6 protein-coding genes are annotated in these 6,402 nt (G+C 61.9%); 5 read left to right on the top strand and 1 reads right to left on the bottom strand.

Features of this window, described 5'->3' with window-relative positions; all coding sequences use genetic code 11:
- The first annotated feature begins 8 nt into the window (after positions 1-8).
- The 5 genes from E0486_RS16610 to E0486_RS16625 all read left to right on the top strand — a co-directional run bounded on the left by E0486_RS16610 (position 9) and on the right by E0486_RS16625 (position 4,733).
- Positions 9-1,364, top strand: coding sequence for a DUF6986 family protein (locus E0486_RS16610; RefSeq protein WP_131853848.1), 1,356 nt, complete (start codon positions 9-11; stop codon positions 1,362-1,364).
- Complete coding sequence (locus E0486_RS16615) at positions 1,361-2,344, top strand: XdhC family protein (protein ID WP_131853850.1); 984 nt, start codon at positions 1,361-1,363, stop codon at positions 2,342-2,344. The genes E0486_RS16610 and E0486_RS16615 overlap by 4 nt, the downstream gene beginning before the upstream one ends.
- Positions 2,341-3,378, top strand: a complete 1,038-nt coding sequence (locus E0486_RS19005; RefSeq protein WP_165917382.1) for a hypothetical protein — start codon at positions 2,341-2,343, stop codon at positions 3,376-3,378. Before E0486_RS16615 ends, E0486_RS19005 begins: the two co-directional genes overlap by 4 nt.
- Positions 3,375-3,836, top strand: a complete 462-nt coding sequence (locus tag E0486_RS19010) for a hypothetical protein (protein ID WP_165917383.1) — start codon at positions 3,375-3,377, stop codon at positions 3,834-3,836. The genes E0486_RS19005 and E0486_RS19010 overlap by 4 nt, the downstream gene beginning before the upstream one ends.
- A 69-nt stretch (positions 3,837-3,905) precedes the next feature.
- On the top strand, positions 3,906-4,733 hold the full coding sequence (locus tag E0486_RS16625) for an MBL fold metallo-hydrolase (protein ID WP_131853854.1): 828 nt from the start codon (positions 3,906-3,908) through the stop codon (positions 4,731-4,733).
- 237 nt (positions 4,734-4,970) lie between these two features.
- On the opposite strand, the gene thrC is transcribed toward E0486_RS16625, so the two are convergent.
- The gene (gene thrC / locus E0486_RS16630; protein WP_131853856.1) at positions 4,971-6,266 is read right to left on the bottom strand and encodes a threonine synthase; all 1,296 of its coding nucleotides are present in this window, start codon (positions 6,264-6,266) and stop codon (positions 4,971-4,973) included.
- Positions 6,267-6,402 lie beyond the last annotated feature (136 nt).

Genomic DNA, 6,402 nt, shown 5'->3' on the forward strand with positions numbered 1-6,402 from the left:
AATCGATCATGGATACCACAACCACACAAAGCACCTCCATCCCCGGCACGCAGCGCGAGCAACTGTTCGGCGCGCTCCGCACGGCCAACCTGGCCTTTCAGAAAACCTACCCCGGCGACCGCAGCGAGCGCCAGCCCGTGCACACCGTTTACGGCGGCGCCAACCTGTTCAAGTCGGATCTCGCCCGCGCCATGGGCGAACGTGCGCTGGAAACTTTCCAGACCTATGCCCCCGACGCGGCCACTTTCGGAAAAGTATTCGGCCTGAAATCGGAGCGCCTGGCCGGCGATGTTTATAACAAAGTGCTGCGCAAGCTGCAGACCGAAGCCGTAGAGGACTTCCGCATCGACTTCGAAGACGGGTACGGCAACCGCGCCAACGAAGAAGAAGACGCGACGGCCGTACAGGCCGCCCTCGAAGCCGCCAAAGGCATCGAAGCCGGCACGCTGCCGCCCTTCATCGGTATCCGCATCAAGCCCTTTACCGAGGAGATGAAAGAGCGGGGCCTGCGCACCCTCGACCTGTTCGTCAGCACGCTCGTGAAAGCCAGCGGCGGCAAGCTCCCCAACAACTTCGTGGTGATGCTGCCCAAGGTGACGATCCCCGAGCAGCCTGCTACCCTCGCCGCCTTCTTCGACATCCTCGAAAGTGAGCTGGGCCTCGCCGCGGGCTCACTCAAGATGGAGATGATGGTGGAAACGACCCAGTCGATCATGGCCGCTGATGGCACCAACCCGCTCTGGCGCTTCGTGCAGGCCGCGAAAGGCCGCTGCATCGCCATGCACTTCGGCACCTACGATTATACGGCCTCGGCCGGCATCACGGCCCGCTACCAGGAGATGGACCACCCAGTGTGCGACTTTGCCCACCACATGACCAAGGTGGCCCTCGCCCACACGGGCATCTGGCTCTCCGACGGCGCCACCAACACAATGCCGATCGGCCCCCATCGCGGCGACCTCACCGAAGCGCAGAAAGAAGAAAACCGCGCCGTGGTGCACCGCTCCTGGAAGAAAGGCTACGACCACATCCGCCATTCGCTGTGGAACGGCTTTTACCAGGGCTGGGACCTCAACCCCGCCCAGCTTCCGATGCGCTACACCGCCGTGTTCGCCTTCTTCCTGGAAAGCTATGACGACGCCGTGGAGCGCCTCAAGACCTTCGTGGAGAAAGCCGCCCGTGCCACCCTTATCGGCGACGTATTCGACGACGCGGCCACCGGCCAGGGGCTGCTCAACTTCTTCCTGAAAGCCCTCAATTCGGGCGCCATCACCGAAGAAGAAGTGCTGCGCACCGGCCTGACGCTCGACGAAATCCGCGGTCGCTCGTTCAAGAAAATCCTCGAAAACCGCGCGCGCAAATGACGACCTGGCATTTTGTACGGGACAAGCTGCGCGCTTCGGTTCCCGTAATTCTACTGTGGGTGCTCGAAAGCGAAGGCTCTTCGCCAGGCCGCCGCGGCTTCAAGATGGCCGTTGCGGCCGATGGCACCTTCCAGGGAACGATCGGCGGAGGGATGATGGAGCACAAACTGGTGGAAAAGGCGCGCGCGCTGCTGGCCGCGGGCCAGGCATCCTTATTTCTACAACGGCAGCACCACGACAAAACCCACGTCCGCGACCAGTCGGGGATGATCTGCTCGGGAAGCCAGCTGCTGGCCTTCGTGCCGCTGCAGCCGGCGCAGGAGGGACTGATCAGCAGCCTGCTGCTGGCCTTTTCGCGGCAGCGCGAAAGCCGCATCGCCCTCGACCCGGGCGGCCTCCGCCTCGATCCCGAAGCAACGGGCGAAGCCGGTCTTACGTTTACCGATGAAGAGAACTGGCACTACACCGAGACCCTCGACCAGCGACCGGTGATCCACATCATCGGCGCCGGACACGTGGGGCTTGCCCTCAGCCAGCAGATGTCGCTGCTCGGATTTTACATACGCCTGTACGACAATCGCCCGGGGCTCAACACTTTTCTCGACAACCCTTTCGCCCATGAGAAGATCGTTTGCGACTACGAGAACATCGACAGCCTGCTGGAAGCCTCCGAAAACGATTTCGTGGTGATCATGACCTTCGGCTACCGCGACGACAAGATCGTATTCCGCCGGCTGCTCCACAAGCATTTTTACTACCTCGGGATGCTCGGCTCCGACGCCAAGATCCTGACGCTGATGCGCGAGCTCGAGGCCGAAGGTGTATCGCCCGACAGCTGGCAGCACTGCTTCGTACCCGTGGGCCTGCCCATTTACAGCAAAACAGCGCCGGAGATCGCCGTCAGCATTGCCGCCGAGATCATCCGCGAAAAAAACCGCGACCTGCCTACCGGCCGGAGCGGGCTACCTTTGGCGGAATGAACGACAACCTCTTATCCCCTGCGCGCCGCCGGCTGGCGTTGCAACGCATAACGGCCCTCTGGGCTTTCTGCGAATCGGGCCTGGGCGGAGTGCTACATGCGCTCCGCCTTCCGTTTACAGGGCTGGTGGTGGGATCGTTCTCCGTGCTGTGTATCACCCTGATCGCCTGGCTCAGCGCCGGTCGCTACCAGCAGGTGCTCCACAGCCTGTTGCTGGCGCTGATTGTAAAAGCGGCCGTCAGCCCACATTCCCCGCCCACGGCTTACCTGGCTGTGGCCTTCCAGGGCCTTGCGGGATACGGCATTTACAAAATGTTGGGGGTACGGCAGCTTTCCATTTACCTCGTGGCGGTGCTGGCCCTGCTGGAGTCGGCCCTGCAGAAACTGCTTACGCTGACGATCTTCTTCGGGAAGTCGTTCTGGAAGGCGACCGACGAATTGCTCGCTTTCATCGGCAAAGAACTGTCGGTGGCGCTGCCGCTGGGATCGGTGGTGCTCGTGTCGGCGTACGTGGGCATCTACCTGTTCGGAGGCATCGCCTGCGGCGCGCTGGCGCACCGCCTCGTGCGCGATTTCCGCTCCGGCGCTGAAGGCTTGCCGCCAGTGCCGCCGCTACCCGATGGCGCGGCGCTGCCCCACCCGCGCAGGCGGCGAATCCGCAGCGTGCTGTTGCTCGCCCTTTTCGCCGCCATCGGCATCGTACTCTATATCAGCGCCGGCACCCAAAAGCAAGGCGGCTTCGCCGTTGTCCAGGCGCTTGTATGGACGACTTGCGCCCTGATCCTATGGTATGGACTCGTCGCCCCGGTTGCGCTCCGGCTGTTGCACCGCTACCTGCTCCGCCGACGCGAAGCGCACAACAGCGAAGTGCAGGAACTGCTCAGTATGCTACCCGCGTTGCGACGCCTTACGGTGGCCGCCTGGAAAGCCAGCGCCCGGCACCCGGGGCGCAGCCGCATCGCCTGGTTCGTGCGCCTGCTGGTGCACTGGACGCTCACGTTCGACCCCGTAGAACTACAACCCGACACCGCATGAACATCGTGCTCTTTTCCCGCCCGGTGAGGAGTGGCAAGACCACGGAGCTTGCCACCTGGTGCGCCGGCCGCAGCGAAGTGGGCGGCATCCTGATGCCCGACCGGGACGGCGTGCGCTGCTTCTTCGATATTGCATCCGGCAGGCAATGGCCTGCTGTTGCAACGGAGGGAGAAGAAGCACTGCCGGTTGGCCGCTTCCTGTTTTCCGCGGACGCCTTCCGGAAGGCCTGTACATGTGCCGCGTTGAGCGCAGCCAAGTGCTGGATAGTGATCGACGAGATCGGGAAGCTGGAGCTGGCAGGAGCAGGATTTGGTCCGCTGTTGCGCAACCTCGCGGCGCACCCGCCCTGGGCGCCGGAAAACCTGCTGCTGGTGGTGCGGGACACGCTGCTCGACGCCGTCGTCCGGGAGTTTGGATGGGAAGGCGCCCGCGTGGTTTCGGCGCTGGACCGTCTCTGATCCCCCTTTACCGAAATCTTCACAGGGCGCGGCCCGGCGAAGGGGCCGGCGCCCGTACTTTTGCAGCCCATGGCCCTTCGTTTTGCATCGCTCAATTCCGGCTCCAACGGCAACTGTTACTATGTCGGTAATACGCACGATGCAGTGCTGGTTGATGCCGGCATTTCCTGCCGGGAGATCGAGCGGCGCTGCGCCCGCCTCGGGCTGGCTATGGACAGCATCCGCGCCATCTTTATTTCGCACGAACATTCCGACCACATCCGTGGGCTGCCCACACTTTTAAAGAAATACCGGATACCGCTCTACATCACGCCATCTACGCTGCGCGGCAGCGGCATGTATCTCTACGAAGAACTCGTCCGGGATTTTTCGGGGCAGGAGGAAGTGTTGATCGGGTCGCTGCGGGTACGTCCGTTCTCGAAGATCCACGACGCGGCCGACCCCTACAGTTTTACCATAAGCGCGGCCGGGGCCACGGTGGGCGTCTTTACCGACCTGGGACGCTGCTGCAGCAACCTGGTGGCCCATTTCCGGCAATGCGACGCAGCGATCCTGGAATCGAATTACGATGAGGAAATGCTTGATAAGGGCGGCTACCCCTGGTACCTGAAGCAGCGCATCCGCGGCGGCCAGGGCCATATCTCTAACCGTGAAGCGCTCGAGTTATTCCGCGCACACCGCAGCCCGCAACTCTCCCACCTGCTGCTGGGCCATCTTTCGCAAAACAATAATGATCCGCGCCTCGTGGAAGCGCTCTTCGCTCCCCATGCCGGCAACACACAGGTACTCGTCGCATCGCGCCACCAGGAGAGTCCAGTGTTTGAAGTAGGCTCCCCATCAGCCGTCACCGCTCACTACGAACCCGTTTTGCCCACCCAGCTACCGCTGTTTTCATAACCGTGCGAGCCCCCGTCGCAATTGAGACTGCGGCAGCGCGCCAAGTATTCGTGCAGGCTACGCATAGGCTGTACGCGCTCGTCAGGAAAATAAAGGGAATGCATTTTCGGTGCAGGCAATGCAGCGCCTGCGCCATGAGGTACCGGTCGCCGGGATCGACTTCAACAATGACCAGCGGTCAGCGTTTCGTAATATCCAATGTCAGAACGTGCATGCAAAGGAAATGACCGACCCGTTTCAGGCCAGTTCCGACAGCAGGGCCCGCAGGGGCTCATAGGCGGCCTCCAGATGCCGGGGCTGCAGTGAAGCTTTCATGAGGTCCTCTACGATGGCGGGGCAGGGCACGGGAGCGCCGGTTTCTTCGGCCACCACTTCCGGAAACTTCACCGGGTGGGCCGTGCTCAATACCAGTCCGTGTTGCCCGGGCGCAAGTACCTGCTCCAGACCCTGCCAGGCCACGGCCGTATGCGGATCGAGCACATAGCCCGTTTCGGCCGCTACGCGCCGGATGGTGGCGCGTGTTTCTGCATCGCTGGTGCGCGTAGCCGCTAACACCTCGCGAAGCTGGGCCGGATCATTCTGAAAGAGCGCCAGGAGCCGCACGAAGTTGCTTGGATCTGCCACGTCCATCGCGTTGGAAAGCGTTGCCACCGACGCGCGCCGCGGCAGCACGCCAGTTTCCAGGAAACGCGGCACCGCATCATTGGCATTGCAGGCCGCCACGAATTGCGGCACCGGCAAACCCGAACGCTGCAACAGCAGCCCGGCGCCGATATTGCCGAAGTTGCCGCTGGGCACCGATACCACGGGAGGCGCCTCCTTTTGCGGCCATTGCTTCCAGGCGAGGGCGTAATAAAGCTGCTGGGGCAGCCAGCGGGCCACGTTGATGGAATTGGCGGAGGTGAGGTACACGCGGCTCCGCAGCTCCGCATCGGCAAAGGCTTTTTTCACCAGTGCCTGGCAGGCATCGAAATCGCCCGCCACTTTAAGTGCATGCACGTTTCCTCCCAGCGCTGCGATCTGCCGTTCCTGCACCGCGCTCACCTTACCCGAAGGATACAACACCACAACCTCGGTGCCCGGCACACCGAAGAAGCTGTTCGCCACCGCGCCGCCCGTGTCGCCCGATGTGGCTACCAGCACCACTACGCGGCGCTCCAGTCCACGTGCGAAATGCGACAGGCAACGGCTCATGAAGCGCGCTCCCACATCTTTAAAAGCCAGTGTGGGCCCGTGAAATAACTCCAGTACCGAGATCCGCTCCGTAACGGGCACCACGGGCAGGGGGAACGAAAGCGTTTCCTCCAGGATGCGGCGCAGCACGGTCTCTGAAAAATCAGCACCCACATACGGAGCCATGATGCGCCAGGCGATCTCAGCATCGTCCAGGTCTTCAATACGCTGCCAAAACGACTCCGGCAACCGCGGGATCGACTCCGGGAAATAGAGGCCGCCATCGGGCGCCTGGCCCTGCACCACGGCCTCGCGAAAGGAAACGGCAGGCGATTGTCGGTTGAGGCTGTAGTAGCGCATGAGAGGGCGTTTATTAGTTAATTAGTCTATTGGTTAATTGGTAACTTGTTCGTCGCAATTTTTTACTCATTACTCATTACTCATTACTCATTACTCATTACTCATTACTCATTACTCATTACTCATTACTCATTAC

The organism is Flaviaesturariibacter aridisoli (assembly GCF_004343705.1).
Taxonomy (GTDB): domain Bacteria; phylum Bacteroidota; class Bacteroidia; order Chitinophagales; family Chitinophagaceae; genus Flavisolibacter; species Flavisolibacter aridisoli.

Coding starts and splice junctions, on each gene's coding strand:
- E0486_RS16610 (WP_131853848.1), top strand. CDS start 9: ATGGATACCACAACCACACAAAGCACCTCCATCCCCGGCACGCAGCGC.
- E0486_RS16615 (WP_131853850.1), top strand. CDS start 1,361: ATGACGACCTGGCATTTTGTACGGGACAAGCTGCGCGCTTCGGTTCCC.
- E0486_RS19005 (WP_165917382.1), top strand. CDS start 2,341: ATGAACGACAACCTCTTATCCCCTGCGCGCCGCCGGCTGGCGTTGCAA.
- E0486_RS19010 (WP_165917383.1), top strand. CDS start 3,375: ATGAACATCGTGCTCTTTTCCCGCCCGGTGAGGAGTGGCAAGACCACG.
- E0486_RS16625 (WP_131853854.1), top strand. CDS start 3,906: ATGGCCCTTCGTTTTGCATCGCTCAATTCCGGCTCCAACGGCAACTGT.
- thrC (WP_131853856.1), bottom strand. CDS start 6,266: ATGCGCTACTACAGCCTCAACCGACAATCGCCTGCCGTTTCCTTTCGC.